Consider the following 24,599-nt stretch of genomic DNA (forward strand, 5'->3'; position numbering starts at 1 on the left):
CCTTTACGCCATAGTCGCGACGGCATCTTCAACGGTATCGTAACTGGTGATCAGCTTGTCCATACGTGTTAACTTCAGTAGTTCTTTAACGGCACGCTGTGGATTGACTACGCTGATTTTTTTACCACGCAGCATTTTATAAACAGCCATTACAGCACCCAAGCCGCTGCTATCCATAAAACGGACTTCGGATAAATCCAGTACGAGATGGCTACCAATATCCTCCGACAGTTTCTCGACCACATCCCTGAAACTTGGTGCTAATTTCGCATCAAAGCGCTCTTCTTTTACTTGAAGAATTGTGCATTGACCTTGGTTGATAGTTTCATATTGCATAGCTGCTCCCTTTCTGGATTACCTTTCCATTCAACAACAAGCACGCTGACATCATCATCAAACTGCTCAGCCTGCTGCCAATCTCTAACACTGTTCACTAACAACTCTGTTTGTAACGTGGTTGGCTGTTCATTCAATTGAACCACCGCCTTTCGAAAACCTTCTTCCGAAAACATTTCACTGCCTTTTTCCGCTTCAGTGATCCCGTCGGAATACATCCACACTTTATCGCCCGGCTCTAGCTGAATATAGGAGGTTTCGTATTCAACAAAGTCAAAAGCCCCAACAACAAAACTTTCTTGGCCAATAAATTCAGCATCTGCACGCTGAGAATGCAGCCAAACCAAAGGCGGATGGCCGGCACTGGAAAACGCCATCTTTCCGGTTTTTATATTCAACACGGCATAGACCATGGTGAAATACAGTAAATTCTGCTCATCACTGAGATATTGATCATTTAGGCGCTTTAATACCTCATGGGGCTGGTTTATCCGGTAATAGGGCGGATCTTTAATTGCCGTTTTCACTATCGAGCTATGCCCAGAACTCACAGCAATGCTCTGCTGTACCGAAAATGATAACAAAGCCGATGAAACCCCATGCCCTGCGACGTCTAATAGGTAAAGGGCTACATGTTCTTCATCTAAGTTCATGTAGCCCAGCATATCCCCACCGATTTGCGCACTGGGTATAGAGACATAACTCAGCTCAACACCTGACATGGACTTTTCTGTCGGCAATAACCTCTTCAATAGCTCACCAGCCGATTCCAAATCTTTTTTCATGGTGGCGTAAGCACTGTCTAAGGCATCATTTTTACTTGTTATTTCATTGTGCAGTGCCAGCGTTCGGAACCCAGCTTGAATACGAGCAACCAACTCATCAACATGGGTGTCTTTCACAACAAAGTCATCAGCACCGGCATTAATACCACTCACTATCGACTCTTTGTCATCCTTACCAGACAACAACATGAAAAACAGGTAACGTCCGTAATCTGCTGATTTCACCCTTGAACACAATTCAATGCCGTCCATTTCAGGCATCATCCAATCACTCAGCACAAATTGAATATCTGGACGCTCCTCCAGCACTTGCAAAGCATGCATACCATCACTGGCTGTAATAACTTCAAACCCGCGCTTGGATAAGACTTTATCCGTGAATAGAAGCATGGTTCTGTTATCATCAACCAATAAGATTTTCTTCATTACGTCACCCGCAAATGATGCCACCCAAGCATAAACATATTGTTGCACAATAATTTTTACAAGCAAAACTGATATGCAATAACTTTTATGTACAACTACATTCTAGTAAGGTTTATTAGACACAACAAAAAAATGTGTTTTTTCTGTTCGTTACCTCAAATATTTACTCGTAATATATTTACTTTACATATAAAAAGGGCCACTACTAGTGGTTGATCATACATAGGCACACAAGGATGATGGGCTTGCGTTGTTTTAGTTTAATAATTTTTTCTCTATGCCTTGCTGTGCCCTGCGAGGGTGATGAGTATATGAGTGAAACGCGCAAGCATGCCCCCGGCCCCTCCTCTCCTTCGCTGACACCTTCAAGTAAAATCCCAGCATTTGAAGAAGACAAAGATCCATCAGAAGCGGATTTAATTTGGAAAGGAGTCTCAAGCTCATTCGATCTCCCTTTCGAAGAATGGGAAGCAAACAAAGACAAGTCATTTTTGCATGGTTTGAGTGGCAACCTTGGTTTCGGCTATCCCTTACTGGAAACACCAGCGGCTAATATCCCGACCAACGCAACCAATGGGCCTGCCAATACCAACATGACCACGACCCTTTCACTCAAATACACCATTTTAGGCAACTGGTTTGTCTCCGGTACCCTCTATTACTATTGGGATAGTGAACAAAAACAGCCTTGGAATCCCGACTTCACCTATGTCTTTGGTTACAGTGACTGGCGTCCTTATACCTTCAGCCTAATGTACGCCAATTACGGGGGTAACCGCTTTAAAGCAACCGACGAACAGCCTATCACCAACTTTAATCAGGGAACCTGGTCATTGGGCTGGAAGTTTCCGGTCGTGGATCCGGTCAAAAGCTGGCTAACGTTTACCGATGAAGGTGCCATTGGCTGTCAACTTGACTTTAATTACACACCTGAGTATTTCGACCTCGCCACCACCTCTTATATGACGGGACACCAAACCCTTAGCCTGGGTTGTAAGTACTCCATTTTTGGCAATTGGTATATCAACGGTACAGCCTTTTATTACTTTGATAGTTCGCAAAAACAGCCTTGGAACCCTGATTACACCTATGGCTTTGGCTACTTTGACTGGCGACCTGGAACCATAACCATTCAATACAACAACTATTCTGGTAACCGTTGGAATTCCTCTGATCGTGCTGAAGATACAGGCCGCTTCAAAGACGGCTCAATCACTATCGCTTACTCATTCTCTTTCTAAATCACATTTCGCAATCTGCAGCTGCACATTGCAAAAATCAATACAGCAATGCCTACAAATCCGTCTATTCTTGATGTTACAGCACAATATAAATTCGAATGCATAACAACTTCATTTTCTTAAACTATTTTTGCATTTAAAAACAGCCAGTTAAATATCATCAACTTTCTAGTATGGGTATGAGCAATAAGTTGGCATGCATCATGCCGTACAAAGATTAACTATTACCGAGTTACCAATATTCACAGTGAGGTTAGTATGGAAGGGACTAAGTACGACGACAAAGTAACTGGAACAGAAAGCGATGACAGCATCGATGTACTTTCCGGTAGTGATGAAGTGGAAGCAAAAGGCGGTGACGACTTTGTTGTTGGTGGTGAAGGCAGCGATAAGCTTTCTGGTAACGAAGGAGCTGACACCATATTTGGTGACGTGCAGTATGGAGAAGAACCTCCTGCGGAGCCTGCTACTGATGATAACTGGGGGAATGCGCAAACTGTTTACCAGTATACTGCATCTGATGAGCCAGAAGAGACCATCACACACAGTGTCCGTTTGGGTAACTATTTAGTTGATAACTCTGGCTCAATCAACGCAAAATTCACAACCAGCCAGGCGTACGATGCCGTATTTATCCAACTTGTTGATAGTAGTGGTACCGTGGTCGACAAGGTTCCAGCTACGGTCACTGAATCCGGTGAAATTGTGTTGGAATACACCTATAACAGTGACAAATTCAGCTCTGACGAGTTGATATCTTTAGAGCTTGTTGATCCCGATGGTAATCCTGTTTCTGATATCGACACTGTCGAAGTGATCGCCAACAACATCTATGACGACACCATTAGTGGTGGCAGCGGCGACGATACTATTTTTGGCCAACAGGGCTCCGACACTATTTTCGGTGACGAAGGCAATGACTTTTTAGATGGCGATATCAACGACGATACACTTCACGGTGGCACTGGCGATGATGTATTGATCGGGGGTAGCGGCGATGACGTCCTTTATGGTGATGAAGGCAATGACACCTTACTGGGGAGTGATGGCGACGACACCCTCTATGGTGGTGACGGTGATGACACCCTGCTTGGCGAATTAGGCGATGACACTCTCGAAGGCGGAGCCGGTGCCGATATCCTCGTTGGTGATGATGGTAATGACGTCCTCTCTGGTGGTACTGGTGACGACAAACTGTTCGGTGGTCAGGGTGAAGATGTCATCTCTGGCGATGAAGGCAAAGATGAAATCCATGGTGATGCCGGTATTGATAAGCTCTCTGGGGGGGCTGGTGATGACTTTATCATGGGGGGCACCGGTGACGATATTATCGATGGTGGTGCGGATAATGACCTTCTTCTCGGTGGTGATGATAACGATACCCTGACTGGTGGTGAAGGTAATGACAAGCTCTTCGGTGAAGTCGGTGACGATAATCTTGATGGCGGTACTGGCGATGATGAAATCTATGGTGGTATTGGTAACGATGTTCTAGTTGGTGGTGAAGGCCACGATAGCTTATTCGGCGGTGAAGGCAGCGATGTACTCGATGGCGGTACTGGCAGCGATAATCTACACGCGAATGAAGGCGACGACATCATCAACGCCGGCGCCGGTGATGACTTCGTTTATGCCGGAGACGGTAATGACATCATCGACGGTGGCGAAGGTAACGACACCATCTTCGGTGAAGCTGGGAATAACCAAATTACAACAGGTGCCGGTGATGATACCGTTTATGCCGATGCCGGTAACGACACCATCGACACCGGTGATGGCCACGATACAGTGTATGCAGGCACGGGTAATAATGTTATTAGCACAGGTGCTGACAACGATACTGTTTATGCCGAAGACGGAAATGACCAAATAGATGCAGGTGAAGGCCACAACATTGTTTACGCCGGCGATGGCGACAACACGGTAGCAGCCGGCAGTGGTGACGATGATATTTTCGCGGGGACGGGTGCCGATAACATTCAAGCTGGTGCGGGTAATGATGAGGTCTTTACCGGAGCAGGTAATGATACCATCAACGCCGGTACAGGCAGCGATAAAGTCTACGCCGGCGATGGCGATGATGTTATCGAAGGTGTCAGTGGCAATAACGAACTCTTTGGTGAAGCGGGTAACGATACCATCAACGCTGGCCTTAATGCCTCAACCCTTTATGGCGGCCAGGGCGAAGATACGCTAACGGGTTCTGATGAAAATGATTACCTTCACGGCGGAGCAGACAGCGATGTGCTAATCGGCAATAAAGGTAATGATACCCTCGAAGGCGCTGCGGGCAACGATGAACTGTCCGGGGGCGAAGGCAATGACATCCTACTGGCTGGTACCGGTGATGATAAAGTCTCTGGTGGCACCGGCGACGATATATTAGTCGGTGGTACCGGTGATGACATCCTGCTTGGTGAAGACGGCAAAGATATTTTAGTCGGCGGTGCGGGTGACGATGTACTCGACGGTGGCACAGGTGTCTCTGAGCTATATGGCGATGACGGAGACGACACCCTACTTAGCGCTGACGACAACGACCTTCTTAGTGGCGGCGAAGGTAATGACACCATCACCTCCAACGCTGGTAACGACACGGTATTTGCAGGCGCTGGTAACGATGTAATCGATACCGGTACAGGGGACGACACCGTATTCGGTGATGCTGGTCAGAATACCATTACCACCGGTGATGGCGCTGATACTGTCTACGGCGGCATCGATGAAGATGACATCAACACTGGCGAAGGTAACGATACCGTTCTTGCCGGTGATGGTGATGACAAAATTGATACAGGTATCGGCAATGATTATGTAGAAGCTGGCAGTGGCAACGATGCTATCACCGCTGGGGAAGGTGATGACGTTATCTTAGGTGATGCAGGTGACGACGTTATTTCAGGGGGTGCCGGTAAAGATGTACTGATCGGTGGCACAGGTAACGACATCTTAGACGGCGGAACAGGTGTATCTGAGCTTTACGGCGAAGACGGTAACGATACCCTCATCAGTGGCGATGACAGTGATATCCTCGGAGGCGGTGCAGGTGACGACACCATCATGGCTAATGCCGGTGATGACATCATCTATGCAGGTGCTGGGGCCGATACGATTGATGCCGGAGCAGGTGACGACACCGTTTACGGTGAGTCAGGCGCCAACACTATCAATACTGGCGAAGGCAATGACACTGTATACGGCGGTATTGATGCCGATAGCATTACAACAGGTACAGGAGATGATCAGATCTTCGCTGGTGCAGGTGCTGACACCATTAATGCAGGGGCGGGTTCTGATCACATTGATGCCGGTGCAGGTAACGATATTATCGATGCCGGCGACGGTGATGATAGCGTGTTCGGTGGCGCAGGTAACGATACGCTGATTGGGGGTGCAGGTGCCGACTACCTAGCCGGTGGTGATGGTGACGATACCATTACCGATGATGGCACTGATACCGTTCTTGGTGAAGGTGGCAACGATACGCTTACCGCTGCAACTGGTGGTAGCCATCAAATTTATGGTGGCGAAGGTGACGACACCCTCATTGGTAGTGAAGCCAGCGATACCCTTTATGGTGGTGCTGACGATGATACCATCACCGGTGGCGGTGGTGCCGATACCCTTTACGCAGGTGAAGGTAATGACCGTATTGATGCCGGTGCTGGTGATGATACTGTCTACGGTGAAAATGGTAACAACACGATTGAACTTGGTGAGGGAACCAACACCCTATTCGGCGGCGCAGGCAATGACACAGCAACAGCTGGCAGCGGCAACGACACTATGTATGGCGCGGCGGGTAATGATAATTTATCCGGTGGTGCCGGTGACGACCTTCTTGAAGGCGGCGAAGGTAATGATACCCTTTCCGGCGGTGAAGGGGCTGATACCTTGGTCGGCGGTGAGGGTAATGACCACATCAGCGGCGGCCTTGGTAATGACAAGCTTTTCGCAGGCGAAGGTAACGACACCCTAATCGGCGGTGAAGGAGATGATGAACTTCACGGAACAGCAGGCAGCAACACTCTCTCAGGTGGTGCTGGCCAAGATACTATTTACGGTGGTACTGGAAACGACACTGTCGATGGTGGCAGTGATGACGATAAAATTGAAACGTTCGCAGGCGATGACAATATCCAGGGTAACACCGGGAATGACACCATTGATGCAGGCGAAGGCAACAATGTGATCGATGGTGGTGAAGGTGACGACGTGATTGTTGCTGGCTCTGGTCATGATGTCATTGGAGGTGGCGATGGTAACGACAACATCAACGCTGGAGATGGTGATAATAAGGTTATCGGTGGTCTAGGTAATGACAGCATTACTACCGGTGGCGGCATCGATACCCTAGAAGGCGGTGAAGGCAACGATACCCTCAAGGCCGGTAGTGGCGATGACGTACTGAAAGGAGGGCTCGGAAGCGATAAACTTTATGGCGAGTCAGGCAACGACGTCCTTGAAGGCGGCGAAGGCAACGACGCCATGTACGGAGGCGCAGGTAACGATTTGCTACGTGGCGAGGCCGGTAATGACTTCATGAAGGGAGATAGCGGAGACGATACCCTCTACGGTGGCGATGGTGCCGATACGCTTCGAGGCGGCGGTAACGATGACACCCTCTTTGGTGAAACGGGTAACGATACCCTCGATGGCGATGGCGGTAACGATACTTTGTTTGGTGCCGAAGGTGACGATAAGCTCATCGGTGACGGAGGTAACGATACCCTCTCAGGTGGTGAAGGTAATGATACCCTGCTAGGTGGAAGCAACAACGATAACCTTGATGGTGGTATCGGCAACGATAAGCTTGATGGCGGCACTGGTGATGACATTCTGTTTGGTCAAGAAGGCGATGACATCTTAGACGGCGGTGCGGGCCTCGACCAGCTGTATGCAGGTAGTGGTAACGATATTCTGGTGTTCGACAAAGAAGATATCGACAATACCGATGGTGTCAGCGTCCACTTCAGTGGTGGTGAAGGCTTTGACTTGCTACAAGTCGGTAGCGCTGGTGATGGTCAAATCATCGATATGACCGCAACGGCATACCAAGAACTTGAAGCCGTTGTCGTCGATGCATCAGATGCAGAGCTCAAAGTCGGTCTCGATAAAATCCTTGCCAATAACACGGCAGACGATACAAGTAATAGTCAATTTGTCTGTACCGGTGCGGGTAAGTTGGATCTTGAAGGGTACGGTTGGGAAATGGCCACCGAGGCACCTGAGATGTCAGCAGACCTTCGTGCGGCCTACGAAGCCAGCAATATCGATACAGCATCACTTCAGGGCTATACCTTCTCCAATGACGAGGGTAAAGAGGTCACTATCTGGAGTGATAACGAGAGCGACGAAATCAGCTTCAATGGCTCTGAGCTCTAGACTATTGAGCTACTAACCATTCCAATAATGTTTAATTCAGACCCCGGTATTGCCGGGGTCTCTTTTTATACTCAAAGAACTGGGCGTACTCTTTTTCGGTACGGTATTAACCTTTACCGGTTGGATAGGCGTATTGCTAGGTACCCTCGGTATTTTGCTACTGAGCTGCCCTTCAGGTTGGCGAAGCCTTTCTCTGAAAACGCTTTTGCTTGGGCTGGCTTGCAGCTCTGCCTTTGCCCTGACTTCATTATGGATACGAGAAGCAAGCTTAAGCTTAGGTTTACCCTTTCCATTCAATGCTGCCTGGGTGCTGTTCTTAGTTATACTACTTCAGACCCTGCTAATAACAGCTTACTTGTTAGTTAAAGAACGTCACACATTGGTCGCGTTGTTTACACGCCCTAAACTCGTCATCATGACGAGTTTAACCAGTGTTATTGGTTCTCTGGGATGGTTCAGTGCCATGTCACTACAAGCGGTTCCGTACGTAAAAACACTTGGACAAGTTGAAATCATTTTTATGATTTTCATATCGTTTTTCTGGCTAGGTCAGCGTATTAAACCCAAGGAAGTTTTGGCACTGTTACTGCTTTCTTTAGCAGCCATACTGGTTATGTGGCAATAATACTTTATGCTCAAGTACACAAAATAAAACCGACAACCTCAGGGCAACTGTCGGTTTTTTCAACGTTAGAACTGCTTCATTATATTGATATGCAGTTAAATTAAGCTCTCCATCTCATGGAGCAGCTTGTCCCTTCTTACAGGTTTGGGGACATAAGCATCCATTCCAGCATCGAAACACGCCTGGATATCATCATCGACCACACTGGCCGTTAGGGCGATGATGGGGATTTTCGTCAGTTGGCGTTGTACTTCAAATTCTCTGATTTCTTTCGTTGCTTCAAAGCCATCTTTTATCGGCATCATACAATCCATTAGAATAAGTGCGAAAGTACGGTCAGATGAGAACATATCGACGGCTTCTTGGCCATTATTCGCAATATCATATTCATAGCCAGCCTTCTTAAGATGAAGTGATGCCACTTTCTGGTTTACCAAGTTATCTTCCACAAGCAAGACACGCTTAACGGTAGGTACCTCTTTCTGCCCCTTTCCCTGTGAACCTAGGATCTGCTGAGATGGTTTGATAGAAACAATATCTGCAATTTTGTCATGTAAAACCTGAGACTTAAAAGGTTTCGGAATATAATCATCCATTCCCACATCAAAGCATGCTTGTATATCGTCATCAACAACGCTGGCCGTCAAAGCAAGAATCGGAGTTCTTCCCAACTCATTCGCCTTTTCGTAAGCGCGTATTTCTTCTGTTGCCTGAAGCCCATCCATGACAGGCATCATGCAGTCCATCAACACGAAACTGTATGAATTACCGCAAGTGAACAGTTCAACCGCTTCTTGGCCATTATTCGCAATATCATAGGTACATCCAGCCTTCTGGAGGTGGAGAGAGGCGACCTTCTGGTTAACCAGGTTATCTTCCACCAGCAACACATGCGGTACTTGTTTCTGGTGGCTTGATGCGTCAGCTTGACGTTGGCTACCGACCGTCAGTTCATAGCAATGTTGGAAAGCTTTCAGCAAACGATGACCAAGTAATGGGTACGTGAGTAGCGAATCGATACGGTTACCAAAATCAACCGCCTCGCTATTCATGTTCCTAATCAGGCACAGTGTCCGATGCTCACTTTTAAGCTCTTCAACCATCTCGATAAGTTCACTCAACGGCACTTGGTTATTCTCGCTGATTATCACCACTTGTTTGTTATCTTCCGCAGCCAGCGCAAGTTTTGATGGCGCCTCAAGTCGAGTGTTGACATCAATGCCGAAGAACGCCAGCTCTCTGGTTATCCGTGACATTTTCAATGCATCTGAACCAAGTAAAATAACCTCTGCATCTTGATATCGGTCTTCCTGTTCATTCTGTTTTTCATCAACGGGAAGAGACAGTGTGAAATAAAATCGGCTCCCCAGCCCTTTAGTCGAATCCAGAGCAATCTTCCCTCCCATCATTTCAATAAGCTGGACACTGATTGCAAGCCCTAATCCAGTCCCACCAAACTGACGAGTTGTCGATTCATCTTCTTGAGTAAAGGGTTCAAAAATGCTCGCCTGCCTGTCTTCATCAATTCCAATACCAGAATCAGATACCTCAAACATTAATTGCGTTACACCGTCTTCTCTACCCAAACATTTAATACCAATAGATACCGTCCCTGTATCAGTAAATTTCACGGCATTAGACATAAAATTCATCAACACCTGTCGAATACGGTGATCATCGATGACGACACGGCTAGGCACATGCTGGTCAATATTCACCTCTAAATTAATGCCTTTTTCTTTAACTTTCGGTGCCACGATAGCTGCAATATCATAAATGGTTTCACGTATCGCCGTGGAATGGGCGCTGATATGTAACATACCGGATTCAATTTTCGAAAAATCGAGGATATCGTTAATCAGGCTCAACAACAGATGAGATGACGTTTCGATAGTATTGACATAGTCTTTCTGAGTCGCCGTCAGTTGTGTGTCGGCAAGCACTTCAGAAATACCAATAACCCCATTAAGCGGCGTTCTGATCTCATGCGACATATTGGCAAGGAAACTACTTTTCGCTTTGCTAGCTTGTACGGCCACATTCCTAGCTGTATCTGCTTCTTCTTTCGCCCTGATCAATTTTTCACGTTGTTCAAGCCTATCAAGTGTTAACCGCTTTACTTCGGTGGCAAAAGTGCTCAGTTCATCTTTACCGTTCACCGTCACATTCACATTGGAATCAGTGCTGCTCTTAACGCTCAAGAACTTAAGTACCAGCTTGAGATTACCCGTGATCCTCATAGTCAAACTAATACCTATCATCAGCACAATGAAGAACAACGAGAAGCTAAGCGCGATAAACAGGTTTTTCTGTTTCTTAAACGTGATGATAGACTGCACAATCTCTAGACGGACCTGATCTTGAATTTGTTGGCCAACCGACTGTAATTTTACAAGACGCGCATTGAGCGCTTCTGTCCCTGCCACCATCTCTTGTGCTGAAAATTCGTTAATATTTTCACTAGTCAGCAGTTGAACTCGGAAGTTAGTGCTTTGCTGGAATACCGGATCGGAAAATGTTTCTAGCAGCAGATTAACTTGGCTTTGATCGGCATTGATCGCGAGGAATCGATTAAGAAACAGTTGCTGGTTCTGCGCCAACAAACGTATTTCATTCAATATATCAGCAGTGCTTCGAGAGCTACTCTGGTTTTCAGCCGAGAGCAACCATTGACTGAACCAACCCTCTTCCTGTGACCAGAACATCAGCCACTCGAGCTGATACAGGGCCCGTAAATGGTTATCTACCGACTCAAGCAGTTCGGTATAATGTATTTTTTCAACTTCTAACAGTAATTGCCGGTAAATATCGACTTGCCATTCAATGAGGTCAAGTAACTCTTCCCCATCTTGGACACCCTTTATTTCTGTTATATTGGCGATATAACTATCGAGCAATAGGTTAACCGTCTTGGCGCTTTCACCGCTATCAAATAGCTGTGCTATATCAACTCGAATATCACTCGCCACTGTACTATTCTCTTGCTCTTCATTTTCAATAATGGCGAGTCTATTCGAGAAATGGTACTGCGACAGTCCCTCTAAAAAATGTACCGCATACTGAGCTTTTTCTAACGAGGTAACTTGGAGGTTAATGTGCGTGAGCTGTCGATTAACTAAAAATAACGATAAGCATAATGGCATTGCCACCAGCAAAAACAATTTGTGCTTTATAAGCAGCCTATTCCAACACTGACTAAACACGGTTTCATCCTGAAATTATTATATGTGCATACTAATGTTAGGATAAGAAAATCCCATCCAACTAAATTTTATACGTTTGAGATAAATTACATCACTTATGTGAACTACGTATCATAATTATCACCTCATCACGCATATACATATTGCCAAGCTATTATTTTTCATACACATAATATGTTAAAGCTTGTCAACACTGCCTGAGATTAATTTATTTGATATGACTAACGCTACCTAATCAACCACACACAACTTACGGTTTTGCGAATGAATCGTACTGTCATTTGAAATCACGTAATAATAAAACTCTTCGCGCATTTCATATTTCTGAATAAACGTTCTAATGTGATTAAGCAAACTTTTTGCTTCATTGTAACGATACAAATAATCTTTATCACATTCATTGACGACATCCAGATCAACACGCAGATCATTAAATTGATCCATTAAGTTGTTCACCCGCTCTTCATTCTGTTTTTCAAGCGCTGAACTTGTATACAGTTTCTCAAACTCTTCGCGCTTTCTTTCCCACTCATCGACATCCGAGATCTTGGCACTTATTTCAGCCTCTTGAGATTGGAGTTGAGCAAGCTCTTGGTCCACCATCAATTGGGATTCTGTCAACTGCCGGCGCTCTTTGGCAATTGCACTGTTCACGTCACGATCAAAACGCCGCTGTAAACTATAAAGCTGTGAGTTTTTCTTCTTCAGCGCTGTTTGAGAGTCAGCATACTGCTGCTCAAGATCTGCAATTTCACTATTTTTATCAACAAGAATGGTACTGACAGTACTAATCTCTTGTTTTAAATAAACATATTTTTCATCCAACACAACCAAACTTTCATCCAGCTTATCGATCACCTTCTGCTGCTCTTGTAGTTGCACTTGTTTGGACACAAGCTGCCGCTGGAATTCATCATTCAACAATTGCTTATCCAGTAACTGCTGCTCATAGTCATCGAACTGTCGCTGTACCGATAGGTAATCCATTCTCCCCTGGCTATATTGCCAATAAAAGTATCCCACCTGTGCGAGCAACACCGTTACGATAATGCCAGCTAGGGCCACAACTCTTCGCTGGGAGAAAAGGGATTGTTTCTCGGCTTGAACCAATGGTGATGGCATTGCGCTGGCTCTATTTTTCCTTCTTTTCATATCATCCCTCTTGTACCGCCGTTACGTTAACCCCAACCTTCACATGACACTTGGGACAGATATATGACCGCTTGTTTATCTCAGCATGGCATGATGGGCAGGTAACATGTCTTCTATCCTTGCTCATATACATCAGCAATGCACCAATGGGGCCCAAGACATACCCCAACAAAATGCCTGCGATCAAATTCCCTTTTTTATATCCCAAATAGGTGGATAAACAGAAAAAAGACAAATAAAAAAAGAACCAGAATACGATATCAAATTCCATGTGCTCACCACTGATTATGACTCTCTAAATGCTCGGTAGTAGGAGTTGAATAACGGTGCCGTGAAGTAATCCCACATCGTTTGTGCTTCTAATAAAATAAACACTTCTGTTGGCATACCTGGGTACAGTTCAATGTGACCCAAAGAAGACACCTCTTCTTTATTGAGTTTTACCCGAACCAAATACCCTGTAGGTTGTTGCTGTGTCTTCGGTTGCAATCGGTCAGCAGCAACATAAATCACTTCACCTTGTACCGGCGGTGTACGCCGCACATTGTAGGCACTGAGCCTGACTCTTGCTTCTAGGCCATTGTGAACGACATCGATATCTTCCGGTTTAACCAAGGCTTCGACGATCAGCTCATCGCTGTCCGGCACGATTTCCAAAATAACGTCACCCGGGTTAATCACACCGCCGATACTATGGACATTCAACCCCACCACTGTACCGGTATGCTCACTGCGGATAGTCACCCTTGAACGAATATCCGTCGCGGCACTCAAAGACTGGGTCACATCCCGCCATTCCCGCTCGACCGTTGCCAAATCAGCCGCACGTTGTTGCTCCCATTCCACCGTTTCTGACTGGTACTCTTGCTCAAGAGACCGCAGCTGGCCCTCAAGCACATCAATTTGAGCCGTAAGCTCAGCCACTTGGGCTTCAATACCGGCTTGATGCCGCTGCAGTTCCAACATTCGGGTTTTCGACACATAGCCTTTTTCCAACAAACCAGCTGTCATTGTTATTTCTTGGGTGACCAGTGATAACTGACGGTTTATAGCTTTAAGTTGAAAGCTAGCCCCCCGCATTTGCTCTTTCAGCACCATGGTTTTCTGTTGATATTGCCCTTCAGACAGATCACGGCGCAGTATCGATTGCTGAAACTGTAACTGTTGGGTATTGATGATATTGGCCAACTCAGTGTCATCGACATCATGCTGGCCTTGATAGGTCCAAGTGATCTGACGCTCTTGGGCTAACTCTGCGTTCAAACGATCATGACGAGCATTGAGGGTTGCCGAGCGAAGTACCAACCGCCGGTAGTCTGACTCTGCTTTGATGTTGGATAATTCAAGCAACACATCTCCGGCTTTTACATGTTGGCCCTCTTGTACATGAATCGCTTTCACCCAGCCCCCTTGCAAGTGCTGGACTTTTTTTCGTTGAGACTCAACCACCAGCGTTCCCTGAGCAATAGATGCTGAATCAAGCGGGGCAGTTAACGCCCAAGCCAAGAAGCCACCGACAGTTAAAAATAAAAAGCCACAGCCGAAAAGTATGATACTTCGGGTATCAAAGCGCTGCTTATCCATGCTTTACTCCTTGCCCTGAATCCTTTACGGCCGTTTTCACTGCTGTATCAACACTGTTATCGACACCAGACATCGTTCCCAAAAACTTGTCGCATGTCCCTGCTTTTTCTATTTTCCCATCCTTTAACACGATGACCCAGTCCATCTGCCTCAGGAAGCCGGGACGATGACTGATCATCACCACAGTGATCTGATTCTCCTTGCAATACTGCAGTACAATAGCTAAAGCCACCTCCCCCTCCGGATCGAGGTTAGAGTTAGGCTCATCAAGCACCAGCACGCTGGGGTTGGAGAAAATCGCTCTGGCCAAGCCTATTCGTTGTTTCTGTCCGCCGGAGAGTTGTACCCCTCCCTCTCCCAAATAGGTGTCATAACCTTGTGGCAGCGAAATAATGAGTTCATGGATACACGCTAAGCGAGCGGCATGAATAATGTCTTTGGCGGACGCACCCGAAAAACGGCAAATGTTCTCGGCCACCGTACCGGCCAATAACCCCACTTCTTGTGGTAAATAACCGATATGCTTTCCGAATTGCTCTTCCGGCCAAAGATCGATAGCAGCGCCATCGATCTTTATGCTGCCCATACTGGGTTTGTGGATCCCCATAATCAATGCCGCTAAGGTTGATTTGCCGGATCCACTGTTCCCCATAATGGCCAAGGCATTACCTGCCCCGAGTTTAAAACTGATATTCTGCAGAACGGGCTGGTCTTGGTGCTGGAATTTAAGCCCGACATTATGGAGCAATAATTCCCCTTTCGGGTCTGGCAGCTCTGTCTGAGGTTCCGACTGTTGACCGTCTTCGTATTGGCTTAGTCGTTTATACGCCTGCAACGCACTGAACCAACTCTTCCATCCACTTACAGCCTGCTCAAACGGAGACAGTACTCGCGCCATAATGATCGAGCTGGCAATAATCGCTCCTGCCCCTATCTGGTTTTGTAATACCAAAACAACCCCAGCAGTTAACACGATGGCCTGAAGCAAGGTTCTGAAATAGCGGCTAATTGACAGTAACTGACCAGTACGGGCATTGAGACGCCACTGCAAATCCAATAGCTTGAAGTTACGACGATTCCACAATGTACCAACACTGTCAGCCATGCCCATCGCCCTCAGCGTTGGAGCATTGCGTAGGAAATCATTCAGCTCCATGCTGGTTTTGATGCTCAATGCTTGGGCTTCCTCACTGGGTTTCTTCGCCGAGAGCATCATGACCACAGCCAATACGCAAAAAACAAAACAACCAACCAGCGCAATAATGCCAAGTAACGGGTGCAATACGAACAAGATGAGCAAAAACAAGGGAACCCAAGGGATATCGAAAATCGCAGACGTTGAAGGGGTCACCAGAAACTGGCGAATTTCTGTCAAATCTTGCAGTCCTTGCTTGTCAATCCGGTTCATTTTGGAAGAACGACGAATACTATCAGCCAGCAGTGATGAACTAAGGGAGACATCCAGTTTTAAACCGGAACGCTGTAACAGCAGTGTTCTGACATGCTCAATCACCGCCTGAGCAGTCAGCAAACCAACGGCGACCACCATCAAGGCCATAAGAGTATCTAAACTTGCACTGCTAAGCACCCGGTCGAATAATTGCAAGCTATATACAGGCAGCGTCAATACCAGAAAGTTAATCGCCAGACTAAACAAAGCGACAAAAAACAAATCCTTCTTACACGCTGTCAACGCAGTTGCTAACGTTTCCTTGAGCAAAGTCCTTCCCCATACGCCACTGGTAGTATATTAATTATAGAGCAAGCAAAAAAATTACAATAAAGAATTTGCAGTTAATTAATTAAACATCAGACAGTTACCAAAGAGAGCAGCGTCACAGTTTTACTCCGCATCTATAGCAAACTATCCCAACTCATGGATTAAACCGATATAACTTAGTAAGTTGTCACAAAAAGGAAAGCAGGGGTAATGTTGAAAGCCACGCTACAACACAAAATTATGCTAAAAATATCACCAGTATTGACCGCATTACTGATGCCAGTGTTTGTGTTTGCTGCTTTCAACACCAACACCGAAGAAGCAGAGCCCAGCTTTTATGGTGGTCGCAGTGTGACTCATAACAATACGGATGTAGCAGCGAGTGACATACAGTTTCAGCGCCGTACAATTGCTCCCCCTATCATAATAAAAGAAACTGAACTCGAAGAGGCTCTCTCTAAGATTAAAGCTGACTCGTCAATCATGGCGGCGTCTCCTGTTGAACTCAGCCGCAACGAAAAGTTGTTAGCCAAAAAAGCTTATTACTATTTTGAGCAAAATTGGAACCATGAAACTGGCCTCATTAACTCAGTGCAAGGCTATCATCACAGTACGATGTGGGATGTTGCCAGTGGAATAGCAGCGATTCTCGCCGCTGAGGGCCTTGAACTGATTTCATCCGAAGAAGCCGACAGCAAACTGCAAAAAACACTCGATACCCTACTGGGTTTACCTCTCTATCGTGACGCCCTGCCAAACCGCGAGTACAATACCCATACCGCTAAACCCTCAGGCCAGTACAGTTCTAGTAGTTCGAATGGTAATGGCTGGTCTGCTTTAGATATTGGCCGACTATTAATTTGGCTAGAAATCACCCAACGGAACAAACCAAAATTCGAAGCTTCTGTTATACGTATCTTAGAGCATTGGAAATTGGATAAATCCGTGTACCAAGGCACATTGTACGGCGAGCTCAAAACATCCAATAAGAAACATTATCGCCAAGAAGGCCGGTTAGGATATTTACAATATGCTGCCTACGGCTTCAGTCTTGCCGGATTTAATGTTTCTACTGCCTATGAACAACAAGATATAGAAAAAGTCTTAGTGGATGGGATCCCACTGTTAGTCGATCAGCGCAACTTACCGTATTTTACGACGGATCCCTATGTTCTTGCTGGTATTGAAATTGGAGCTGAAGGTCAATGGTGGAACCAACTGGACGCCCTATACCAGTTACAAAAGAACAAATCCTCGCAGCAAAAAATCCCATGGATTTTTGCTGAAGATGCCATGAGCCGCTCCCCGTGGTTTTCCTACAACAATATTTTCATTTATGGAAGCGCTTGGCTAAGTATCGCGCCTGGCGGCAAGCCGGTGGAGAATCCTCAAATTTTTAGCAATAAAGTCGCTTTTGGCTTGAGTGTTTTATTTAACGATGATGATTTCAGCCATCAGCTTGCTGACAAAGTAATAAATAACAGCCTCACACACCGCTCTATCCCTACCGGTATTTATTTAAACGGAGGCCCGAACAGTGCTTACAACATCAACACAAACTCACTCATTTTAAGTGCACTATGGTACAAGAAACGGAACTTTATCCCACTTATTAGCCCTGGTTGATTCTCATTCTAGACACAACATTTCAAACTGCGTCGCATAATTTAATTATACGTCTCAGAACCAATACAGCTTTACAGCTCTAGGACAAAAAAATCCTGCTAATTTAATAATACCCAAATGACTTCATGTTATATGGGCATTGTGCTGGCTCTATTTTCCTAAGGATCTGTATTTATGTTGTTACGATCACTCACCCAAACGGCAGGCTTTATCACCATGCTATCGTTTACCCCTCTCGTGCTTGCCGATACCTCAATAGAAGACCCCTTTACCGAACTCAATTCTGAACTTTGGTGGAAATCCGACGGCTGGAGTAACGGCTTTCCTTTCTTCAACCGCTGGGAAGGCGAAGCGATTACCCATTCTACTGACGGCATGACGATAACCTTAAGCCATGCGCCCAATGGCACGGACGATTTTGAATTTCAATCTGGCGAATTGAGAAGCCATCAATACTACGGCTATGGTTGTTATGAAGTGGACATGAAGCCTGCTGCCGAACCCGGCGTCATCAGTTCATTCTTCTTATTTGCTGGCCCTTATGACAAGCCAGAAGATGGCAATGGCATGCACAACGAAATTGATGTCGAATTTCTGGGTCACAACACCAATGTCATGCAGGTTAATTTTTGGACCAATGATGATCGCTATGCCCGCAGTCATGAACAGCTTATTTATTTAAATTTCGATGCATCACAAGATTTTCACCGTTATGGCATCAAATGGACCAAAGGCGCAATCAAATGGTATATCGATGGCAAGCTTGTTTATAAAGTGAAAAACAGCCGCATTGATCCAATCCCGTCAGTCGCTGACAGTCGCCTTCGGATCATGGCCAATGTATGGGCAACGGACGAGAAGATCTCCAATTGGGCTGGCGAATTTAGCAACGACCCAACGACCTCTGCCACCGCCGAATACAAAAATTTCCGCTATATTCCTGGCCGGAAATGCTCATTAACAAACTAGCTTTATCTTGTCCGCCATTCAACGTATTTTCTTCGCTAAGCGCGTTTAATACGAACAACTTTCATCACTTCAAAACTCAATCCAGCCACAACCTCCGTGGCTGGATAATAAGTGAGATTAACCTTCGCTCCTGCCAGCGATTGATACTTTTTCTTGCGCTTGAATTTAAATGGGACATCGTAGCCTTCGAGCATTATGGAGTGCATAATCCAATCTCCTGCCTCACGTTGGGTATGTGATGTAACCTTCTTATCTTCAGAATGAACAAGCTTGTTATGTTGATTGAGCAACTTATCAACGTCAGATTTCATCTCATCGCCTATATATATCACTTGTGAGACAGACACTACCGGATTGGCCACATATACTCAAACGGTCCTTAGGTCTTATATCGCAGTACAAGTGATCCTAGTGTGAATACACGATTACTACATGCAAAAACAGAGTGCATTGCACTCTGTTTTTGCTCGTCATTTATCTTTTAACCATTAAAAAGACAAGAAGACCCCAGCCAAACCACCAATCAGCTATGCCACAGGGGCAAAAAGGTAACCGAAGATAAACTCCAGGCTTAGGTCATCAATACCGGTCCAATCACCGACATGCGCTAGGCCGCCGTTGATGTAACTGCTGAACCAGCTTACTGACTTGGGTACGTGAAATATCAAACCGCTGTGTTGCTTTGGTAAAACTGCGCTGATGGGTCAGCGCATTGAACACCATGGTGACAAAAGCAGCAAATAAAGCAATCAAGCACTGCTCTTGAAAATAATTAAGAAAAAAACAGCGATAAGTTTTTTGATGATTAAAAACTGCAACGTTTATCAAGGATTGCAACCTTGTAACATTACCGTCATGCACCAGCATTTCCGCATACCAAATCAAACAGAAACACAACAACAGATAATTACACCAAAATTAAATATACATTAAGCACCAAGCACTACAAAACCTCTTCATTCACACCTTCAAGCGACCTTTTCACTACCAATAGCAAGAGATGTACGCACATCGATGCATTAAGTGAGAAACACACTATATACCCATTCGCTATATATGTGATTCCTTTGGGGATTGTCAGGCTATAGCTATACGCACAAAATCAAGAAGTGGAATCAAGATCAAATTGGACACTTATTAAACATTTATGACTAGCGTCATAGAGTGTTCAAACTACTGAAACATTACTGTCATACTTCTTCCCTAATCTTTGCCTCGTTCATTCAAAACCTATTGGCAATCAGGCCAACTTTTTAAGGATTAGGAAAATGAAAACAAAGGTTATTGGTGCTCTAGCCCTAGCAGGTTCAATGGTATTCAACACTGCAGTAGCAAATGAAACTATTTCAGTTGTAGGTTCTAGCTCCGTATCACCAATCATGGAAGTTCTCGGTGAGACCTACGCACAGTCAAATAGTGTGACAGTCGAAGTTCAGGGCCCTGGCTCTTCTGCGGGTGTTCGTGCCGCACACGATGGTTCTTCTGACCTTGGTATGAGCTCTCGTGATCTTAAAGATTCAGAGAAAGCTGACAACATCCAAGAAATCGTTATCGCTCGTGACGGTATCGCAGTAGTTGTTCACAACGACAATACAGTTGATGACCTATCTATCGAAGAAGTTTCTAAAATCTATAAAGGCGAAATCACTAACTGGAACCAAGTTGGTGGCGAAGACAAGCCAATCGTAGTTGCGACTCGTGATACAGCTTCAGGTACTCGTGGTGCTTTCGAAGACATCATGGACCTTAAAATGGAAGTAAACGGCCAGTCTGTTTCTGCTATCTCTCAGCGTGCACAAGTTGCAAGCGGTAACGGTCAGCTAAAAACTATCGTAGCTAACAACCCATTCGCTATCGGTTACATCTCTCTAGGTTCTGTAGACGAGTCTGTTAAGCCTCTATCTATCGACAACCATCAGCCATCTGTTGAAGCTATCCAGGCTGGTGATTACGGCGTACAGCGTCCATTCATTGTTGTATACAAAGATGGCCGCCCTTCAACTGCCGCTCTAGACTTCATTAAGTGGGTAAAAGGTCCTGAAGGCCAAAAGATTGTTGCTGACAACGGCTTCATCGCTGTTAAGTAAGTTATAAATTTAATTTACCGGTCATCATCATTTGATGATGACCGGGTTTTTGTTGATTCCTTGGTATTCGGGTAAACCTTGTTTAACCAATATCTGGAGTAAGAATATGACCATCGCAAATAACATTCAAAGTTCCGCAAAAGGCTCATCGCTAAAAGCGAAAGATAAAGTCGACTGGCGTGAACTATTTTTTAAGTATTTATTTTTATCAAGTGCCGTACTTGGCATTCTTTCGCTAATTTTGATTGGCTACTTTATCTTCCGTGAAGGTTATGCAGCCTTTGCCGAAGCTGGTGTTGGCGGTATTGTACTAGGCACAAACTGGCTACCACCCGCGCTATACGGTATTGCCCCAATGATTGTGGCATCCGTGGTATCTACCGCTGGCGCCGTTGTTATCGGTGTACCAATCGGCGTACTAACTGCAATTTTCATTTCTGAAGTTGCACCGAAACGCCTTGCAGATATCATTCGTCCGATGATCGAACTACTCGCTGGTATTCCGTCTGTTGTTTACGGTTTCTTCGGCTTGGTTATCATCGTACCTCTAATTCAAGATGTATTCTCTGTACCAGCAGGTAACACCATCTTGGCAGGTATCATCGTACTTTCAGTAATGATTCTGCCAACCGTTATTACGGTATCAGAAACATCCATTCGTGCTGTACCGCGTACTTACAAAGAAGGTTCTTACGCACTGGGTGCATCGCAAATGTTCACAATCTTTAAGCTGCTTGTACCTGCAGCACGCTCAGGCATCATGACCGGCGTTATCTTGGGTGTTGCCCGTGCGCTTGGTGAAACCATGGCGATTATTATGGTCATGGGTAACTCACCGGCCATGCCACGAGGTATCTTGGACTCAGCCCGTACGCTAACGGCAAACATTGCGATTGAGATGTCATATGCAACTGGCCTCCACGCAAGTGCACTATACGCAACGGGTATCGTTCTTTTGGTGTTCATTATGGTACTAAACGGCGCGCTTCTTTACTTGAACCGTGAGCGTGCGAGGTAATTACGATGGCTTTACAAGGTACAAATACACAAAAGCAGCAGATGAAAGATAAAATTTCACTGGTGCTTATCTGGTCAGCCGCTTCTATCACTGTCGGCTTTCTACTCTGGGTTGTTTGGTACATTCTGAGCAACGGCCTTTCACATGTTGATTGGACGTTCATTTCCAGCAACTACACCACCATCGGCCAAGAATCAGGTATCTGGCCAATGATTGTTTCCACCCTGTATATGGTTGCCGCTTCTATCGGTGTGGCAGCACCACTGGGTATCATGACCGCTATCTACCTAACTGAATACGCAAAGGTTGGTAGTAAGCTAGTAAAAGTGATTCGCTTCTGTACAGAATCACTGGCCGGTATTCCGTCGATTATCTACGGTCTATTTGGTATGACTTTCTTCGTTGTTGTAATGGGCTTTGGCTACTCTATTCTGTCAGGTGCACTGACCCTGAGTATCCTCATCCTACCGGTTATTATCCGTACAACTGAAGAAGCATTAATGGCTGTTCCTCAGACTTACCGTGAAGGTTCATATGGTCTGGGTGCATCTAAGATTTACACCATCTGGAGACTGATTCTACCGAGCGCAATGCCAGGTATTGTTACCTCCATCATCCTCAGTGTAGGTCGTGTTATCGGTGAATCAGCACCGGTCTTCATGACTGCAGGTATGGTTGCCCGTATCCCAGAGAGCATGTTCGACTCTGGCCGTACGTTAACCGTTCACCTGTACAAACTAACGCAGGAGCTATACACGATTCACGAATGGAACCAGGCATACGCAACAGCCACCATTTTGATCATTATTGTTCTTGTTATTAACTTGCTAACGAAACTTATCGCTAGCCGATTCAATACTGCGACTTACTAATCTTGAGGAAGAGAACCATGAATAAATTTAACATTGAAAACCTTGACCTATACTACGGTCAAAACCAGGCACTTAAGCAAATCAACCTACCAATTCCAAATCGTCAGGTCACCGCACTTATCGGTCCGTCAGGCTGTGGTAAATCAACACTACTGCGCTGCTTGAACCGTATGAATGACCTGATTGAAGGCGTAAAAATCGAAGGCCACCTTTCGATGGACGGTGAAGATGTTTACGGCAACATCGACGTTGCTCAGCTTCGCATCAAAGTTGGCATGGTATTCCAAAAGCCAAACCCGTTCCCAATGAGCATCTACGAGAACATTGCTTACGGTCTTCGTGCTCAAGGTGTTAAAGATAAGAAAATTTTAGATGAAGTGGTTGAAAAGTCACTGCGTGGTGCAGCACTTTGGGATGAAGTGAAAGACCGTTTGAAATCACACGCCTTCGGTCTATCGGGTGGTCAGCAACAGCGCCTATGTATCGCCCGTACTATCGCAATGGAGCCAGAAGTGATCCTGATGGACGAACCAACATCAGCTCTTGACCCAATTGCCACCAAGAAAATTGAAGATTTGATGGAGTCTCTGAAGAAAAACTTCACCATCGTTATCGTTACCCACTCAATGCAGCAGGCACGTCGTATCTCTGACCGTACTGCCTTCTTCTTGATGGGTGAACTGGTTGAGCACGATTCAACTGACGTGCTATTCAGCCAGCCAGCTGATGACCGTACCCGCGGTTACGTAAACGGTGACTTTGGTTAATTCTTTCTTAATCGCTTCCTCAAATCGCATGAAAAATTTTGACGAATAATAATAGCGATGGTAAATATTGCCCCCTCTTTAGGGGGCCTTTTTTTGCCTGGCTTTCACATAACAAATATTGCCGAGTTAAACTAAACTGTTCAATAATATTTTGGTGTACTAGTGGTCTCACCCGCCCATTCGGTACTCTGGGTATTTAAATTCGTCCATATCTCGATTGATTGTCCTTAACAGGAGCCTCAACATGAAGAGCACGGTAGCAATTAGAGTACACACTTACCTGATTTTGCTATTTGCAGCCATGGGGGGGATCGCCAGAGACGATATCCGTTCCGAACGGGTACAGTTCCAATCAGGCACCAATAATGCGACGATAGAATCTTCTATCACAGGCTACGAGACAGTCGATTACCTGTTAGGGGCTCAGAGTGGCCAAACAATGAATGTCAGCCTCGCCACGAAACATACTGCCACCTACTTTAATATTCTCGCGCCCGGCGAAAATGAAACAGCCATGTTCAACGGCTCTATCAATGAAAATCAATTTGAAGGCACCCTCCCCTCAAGCGGTGACTACAAAATTCGAGTCTATATGATGCGCTCAGCTGCCCGCCGCAACGAAGTCGCTCAATACCGGTTGGAAGTGATCATTAATGGCGAAGGAGCAAAGGATTGATTTGGCTCCTGCGCCTTGCTAATACTTGTACCTGACCATTCAACGTCGAACCCTATCGAAGTATTGGGTATGTCCCTTTTCTTCCAATATTTAAGCCACCTTCCTCCCAAATGATCTCTATGTTTAT

Annotated in this window: 17 protein-coding genes and 1 pseudogene; 10 read left to right on the top strand and 8 right to left on the bottom strand. The window is 45.6% G+C overall.

What is annotated here, in order from left to right:
- Positions 1 to 3 precede the first annotated feature (3 nt).
- Entirely contained in the window at positions 4 to 336 is a 333-nt protein-coding gene (locus tag ACVA53_RS10020; RefSeq protein WP_255041446.1) for an STAS domain-containing protein, read from the bottom strand.
- Positions 288 to 1,547, bottom strand: a complete 1,260-nt coding sequence (locus tag ACVA53_RS10025) for a PP2C family protein-serine/threonine phosphatase (protein WP_255041444.1) — start codon at positions 1,545 to 1,547, stop codon at positions 288 to 290. The genes ACVA53_RS10020 and ACVA53_RS10025 overlap by 49 nt, the downstream gene beginning before the upstream one ends.
- A 311-nt stretch (positions 1,548 to 1,858) precedes the next feature.
- On the opposite strand from ACVA53_RS10025, the gene ACVA53_RS10030 reads away from it, so the two are divergent.
- The 3 genes and pseudogenes from ACVA53_RS10030 to ACVA53_RS10040 form a co-directional block, all read left to right on the top strand.
- Complete coding sequence (locus ACVA53_RS10030) at positions 1,859 to 2,788, top strand: hypothetical protein (protein ID WP_255041443.1); 930 nt, start codon at positions 1,859 to 1,861, stop codon at positions 2,786 to 2,788.
- 258 nt (positions 2,789 to 3,046) lie between these two features.
- Complete coding sequence (locus ACVA53_RS10035) at positions 3,047 to 8,173, top strand: beta strand repeat-containing protein (protein ID WP_255041442.1); 5,127 nt, start codon at positions 3,047 to 3,049, stop codon at positions 8,171 to 8,173.
- Between the two features lie 79 nt (positions 8,174 to 8,252).
- A pseudogene (locus ACVA53_RS10040) lies at positions 8,253 to 8,798 on the top strand (multidrug transporter); the annotation flags it as partial.
- Between the two features lie 95 nt (positions 8,799 to 8,893).
- Here the strand turns inward: ACVA53_RS10040 and ACVA53_RS10045 are convergent.
- From ACVA53_RS10045 to ACVA53_RS10060, 4 genes are all read right to left on the bottom strand, one after another.
- Complete coding sequence (locus tag ACVA53_RS10045) at positions 8,894 to 11,941, bottom strand: response regulator (RefSeq protein ID WP_446504994.1); 3,048 nt, start codon at positions 11,939 to 11,941, stop codon at positions 8,894 to 8,896.
- Between the two features lie 291 nt (positions 11,942 to 12,232).
- Positions 12,233 to 13,153, bottom strand: coding sequence for a hypothetical protein (locus ACVA53_RS10050; RefSeq protein ID WP_446504995.1), 921 nt, complete (start codon positions 13,151 to 13,153; stop codon positions 12,233 to 12,235).
- A gap of 285 nt (positions 13,154 to 13,438) precedes the next feature.
- The gene (locus tag ACVA53_RS10055; protein ID WP_446504996.1) at positions 13,439 to 14,737 is read right to left on the bottom strand and encodes an HlyD family type I secretion periplasmic adaptor subunit; all 1,299 of its coding nucleotides are present in this window, start codon (positions 14,735 to 14,737) and stop codon (positions 13,439 to 13,441) included.
- Positions 14,730 to 16,457, bottom strand: a complete 1,728-nt coding sequence (locus ACVA53_RS10060) for a type I secretion system permease/ATPase (protein WP_446504997.1) — start codon at positions 16,455 to 16,457, stop codon at positions 14,730 to 14,732. Before ACVA53_RS10060 ends, ACVA53_RS10055 begins: the two co-directional genes overlap by 8 nt.
- Positions 16,458 to 16,733: 276 nt before the next feature.
- On the opposite strand from ACVA53_RS10060, the gene ACVA53_RS10065 reads away from it, so the two are divergent.
- Both ACVA53_RS10065 and ACVA53_RS10070 read left to right on the top strand, forming a co-directional pair.
- Complete coding sequence (locus tag ACVA53_RS10065) at positions 16,734 to 18,083, top strand: DUF3131 domain-containing protein (RefSeq protein ID WP_446505037.1); 1,350 nt, start codon at positions 16,734 to 16,736, stop codon at positions 18,081 to 18,083.
- Positions 18,084 to 18,257: 174 nt separating this feature from the next.
- The gene (locus ACVA53_RS10070; protein WP_446504998.1) at positions 18,258 to 19,052 is read left to right on the top strand and encodes a family 16 glycosylhydrolase; all 795 of its coding nucleotides are present in this window, start codon (positions 18,258 to 18,260) and stop codon (positions 19,050 to 19,052) included.
- A 35-nt stretch (positions 19,053 to 19,087) separates the two neighbouring features.
- Here ACVA53_RS10070 and ACVA53_RS10075 read toward each other — a convergent pair whose 3' ends face one another.
- Positions 19,088 to 19,363 carry a hypothetical protein gene (locus ACVA53_RS10075; protein WP_446504999.1) on the bottom strand — a complete coding sequence of 92 codons (276 nt, stop codon included), beginning with the start codon at positions 19,361 to 19,363 and terminating at the stop codon, positions 19,088 to 19,090.
- 283 nt (positions 19,364 to 19,646) lie between these two features.
- Positions 19,647 to 19,805 carry a hypothetical protein gene (locus ACVA53_RS10080; protein WP_446505000.1) on the bottom strand — a complete coding sequence of 53 codons (159 nt, stop codon included), beginning with the start codon at positions 19,803 to 19,805 and terminating at the stop codon, positions 19,647 to 19,649.
- A gap of 515 nt (positions 19,806 to 20,320) precedes the next feature.
- Between ACVA53_RS10080 and ACVA53_RS10085 the strand changes: the two genes are divergently transcribed.
- The 5 genes from ACVA53_RS10085 to ACVA53_RS10105 all read left to right on the top strand — a co-directional run bounded on the left by ACVA53_RS10085 (position 20,321) and on the right by ACVA53_RS10105 (position 24,472).
- Complete coding sequence (locus ACVA53_RS10085) at positions 20,321 to 21,139, top strand: phosphate ABC transporter substrate-binding protein (RefSeq protein WP_446505001.1); 819 nt, start codon at positions 20,321 to 20,323, stop codon at positions 21,137 to 21,139.
- Positions 21,140 to 21,245: 106 nt separating this feature from the next.
- Positions 21,246 to 22,157 carry a phosphate ABC transporter permease subunit PstC gene (gene pstC / locus ACVA53_RS10090; protein ID WP_446505002.1) on the top strand — a complete coding sequence of 304 codons (912 nt, stop codon included), beginning with the start codon at positions 21,246 to 21,248 and terminating at the stop codon, positions 22,155 to 22,157.
- 5 nt (positions 22,158 to 22,162) lie between these two features.
- Complete coding sequence (pstA, locus tag ACVA53_RS10095) at positions 22,163 to 23,029, top strand: phosphate ABC transporter permease PstA (protein ID WP_446505003.1); 867 nt, start codon at positions 22,163 to 22,165, stop codon at positions 23,027 to 23,029.
- A 17-nt stretch (positions 23,030 to 23,046) separates the two neighbouring features.
- A complete protein-coding gene (pstB, locus tag ACVA53_RS10100; RefSeq protein ID WP_446505004.1) occupies positions 23,047 to 23,796 on the top strand; it encodes a phosphate ABC transporter ATP-binding protein PstB in 750 nt (249 codons plus the stop codon).
- Between the two features lie 244 nt (positions 23,797 to 24,040).
- Entirely contained in the window at positions 24,041 to 24,472 is a 432-nt protein-coding gene (locus ACVA53_RS10105; RefSeq protein WP_446505005.1) for a hypothetical protein, read from the top strand.
- Positions 24,473 to 24,599: the final 127 nt, after the last annotated feature.

This window comes from Photobacterium sp. DNB23_23_1, from assembly GCF_052873815.1.

Coding starts and splice junctions, on each gene's coding strand:
- ACVA53_RS10020 (WP_255041446.1), bottom strand. CDS start 336: ATGCAATATGAAACTATCAACCAAGGTCAATGCACAATTCTTCAAGTA.
- ACVA53_RS10025 (WP_255041444.1), bottom strand. CDS start 1,547: ATGAAGAAAATCTTATTGGTTGATGATAACAGAACCATGCTTCTATTC.
- ACVA53_RS10030 (WP_255041443.1), top strand. CDS start 1,859: ATGAGTGAAACGCGCAAGCATGCCCCCGGCCCCTCCTCTCCTTCGCTG.
- ACVA53_RS10035 (WP_255041442.1), top strand. CDS start 3,047: ATGGAAGGGACTAAGTACGACGACAAAGTAACTGGAACAGAAAGCGAT.
- ACVA53_RS10045 (WP_446504994.1), bottom strand. CDS start 11,941: ATGCCATTATGCTTATCGTTATTTTTAGTTAATCGACAGCTCACGCAC.
- ACVA53_RS10050 (WP_446504995.1), bottom strand. CDS start 13,153: ATGAAAAGAAGGAAAAATAGAGCCAGCGCAATGCCATCACCATTGGTT.
- ACVA53_RS10055 (WP_446504996.1), bottom strand. CDS start 14,737: ATGGATAAGCAGCGCTTTGATACCCGAAGTATCATACTTTTCGGCTGT.
- ACVA53_RS10065 (WP_446505037.1), top strand. CDS start 16,734: ATGCCAGTGTTTGTGTTTGCTGCTTTCAACACCAACACCGAAGAAGCA.
- ACVA53_RS10070 (WP_446504998.1), top strand. CDS start 18,258: ATGTTGTTACGATCACTCACCCAAACGGCAGGCTTTATCACCATGCTA.
- ACVA53_RS10075 (WP_446504999.1), bottom strand. CDS start 19,363: ATGAAATCTGACGTTGATAAGTTGCTCAATCAACATAACAAGCTTGTT.
- ACVA53_RS10085 (WP_446505001.1), top strand. CDS start 20,321: ATGAAAACAAAGGTTATTGGTGCTCTAGCCCTAGCAGGTTCAATGGTA.
- pstC (WP_446505002.1), top strand. CDS start 21,246: ATGACCATCGCAAATAACATTCAAAGTTCCGCAAAAGGCTCATCGCTA.
- pstA (WP_446505003.1), top strand. CDS start 22,163: ATGGCTTTACAAGGTACAAATACACAAAAGCAGCAGATGAAAGATAAA.
- pstB (WP_446505004.1), top strand. CDS start 23,047: ATGAATAAATTTAACATTGAAAACCTTGACCTATACTACGGTCAAAAC.
- ACVA53_RS10105 (WP_446505005.1), top strand. CDS start 24,041: ATGAAGAGCACGGTAGCAATTAGAGTACACACTTACCTGATTTTGCTA.